Genomic DNA, 1,625 nt, shown 5'->3' with positions numbered 1-1,625 from the left:
GAGGTGTTCGTCACGGAGTACCTCGTGCACCACTACCCGCGTCCCGTGGACCCGGGACTGATTCGAACGGGTCAGTTGGTAGGCGGGGAGGGCGTAGCTGTGCGTCGAGTCCTTCGAGCAGGATCGTGATGCCCTGGTCGAGCTCGGCTTTGCCGTCGTAGCTGAGCAGGAGCGCTGCCAGATCGCGCAGGTGCGGGAAGTCCTTTTTGGGGAGTCGATGTAATCCCATCCGTAGCCCGGTCTCGTCCTCGTCCGGGTTGACCACGACCTCTTCAAGTTCGTTGAGGACGTGCCCTAAGAGGTATCCGTAGTAGGCGCGGTAAGCATGAAGGGCTCCAGCAGGATCGAAACCTGCCGCACGAAGGATGGTGAGAATGCCTTCGAGCGGTCGCAGGGCCCCGAGGGGGCGCAGTCCAAGGGGGGTCGACAGGGGGCGCGTGACCAGCAGCGGTACGAGGTTGGGATGCTGCAGGGTCAGCTTACGGAATTCGTGTGCCGCCAGACGGAGTTGGTCCTGCCAGGTGTTGGTCTTCGTATCGGGTGCGGGAATCGTCCATCGATCCAGCAGTAGTTCGGTCAGCCCGTCCAGAAGGGCGTCCCGGTTGGCTGCATACCGGTAGAGAGCCATGGGATCCCGTCCGAGTCTGGCACCCAGGCGTCGCATCGACAGTGCGTCGAGTCCGTTCTCGTCCACGAGGTCCAGAGCGGCTTGTAGGACCGCGTCACGACTGAGCGATCGCCGCTCACTGCCTCGTCGTGTCGTGTTCGCTGCTTGGCTCGCCGCCTTGTGTGATGGGGCGTCATCGGGTCGATCGTTCCGGTCTCTGACGATCCTGGACACCACTCTCGGTCGGGCGTTGGTAAGCCTGCTTGCCATCGCTGCCTCTACACCGTAGAGTCTACAGCGTAGAGCGATCGTGGAGCACACCGCGACCTTCCCGCTCACAGGTATGAAGTAGCTCGGAACGGGCCTTCACCCGCCGACTCTCGGCCCCACATCTTTCAGGAGAAAACCCTTGGCTAATAGCACCACGCACAACAACGCCCACACTGACCACAACGACCACAGCGATCACGCAAGTGCCGGCAACCGGGTTGAGACCCGACGCTCCACCGAGACGAAGGCATCGACGAAAACCACCGAGTTCTTCGCCTACGTCGCCATGGTCATCGCCACCGTCGTTACCGCGCTGGTTGTCGGAGACGGCGACGGCGAGGACGGAATCGACATGTTCAACGCCCACCAGGGCATGGAACTGATCACCTTCCTCACCATCGGTTACATGGTGGCTCGAGGCCTGGCAAAATCCGGTAGCCGCGAGTACTACAACGTCTAACAGCACCTCACATCCCTGTACCGGAGCCGCTGGCTTCGGTACGGGGATGACCTGTACCCAGCAAATCCAGCAGACGCAGCCCGCCTGGAACTCTTCAGATCAGCATTTCCTACCGACCGCCAAGGGACACTCATGAACGATCTCACTACCTCGACCCTCTCTGCTGCAGTCCCTTCGGTCGCGTCCGGCCCTGCTGCTGGTCTTGGTGCTGGTGCTGCTGTTGTCCCGGTGGAGGCAGCGTCATCGACCCCCCGCACCGTCCGCATCTCGCGGCCGAACGACGTCGTC

General features: G+C 62.2%; 2 protein-coding genes. One reads left to right on the top strand and one right to left on the bottom strand.

Annotation, left to right across the window (positions count from 1 at the left end; all coding sequences use genetic code 11):
• Positions 1-10 precede the first annotated feature (10 nt).
• Positions 11-832, bottom strand: a complete 822-nt coding sequence (locus tag AC4D16_RS16960) for a TetR/AcrR family transcriptional regulator C-terminal domain-containing protein (RefSeq protein ID WP_490955861.1) — start codon at positions 830-832, stop codon at positions 11-13.
• Between the two features lie 184 nt (positions 833-1,016).
• Between AC4D16_RS16960 and AC4D16_RS16955 the strand changes: the two genes are divergently transcribed.
• The gene (locus tag AC4D16_RS16955; protein ID WP_490950098.1) at positions 1,017-1,337 is read left to right on the top strand and encodes a hypothetical protein; all 321 of its coding nucleotides are present in this window, start codon (positions 1,017-1,019) and stop codon (positions 1,335-1,337) included.
• The last annotated feature ends 288 nt before the right edge of the window (positions 1,338-1,625 follow it).

It is taken from the genome of Arthrobacter sp. TJ-236, assembly GCF_058269235.1.
Note: the sequence above shows the minus strand (reverse complement) of the source record. Positions and strands in the feature narration are given on the sequence as shown.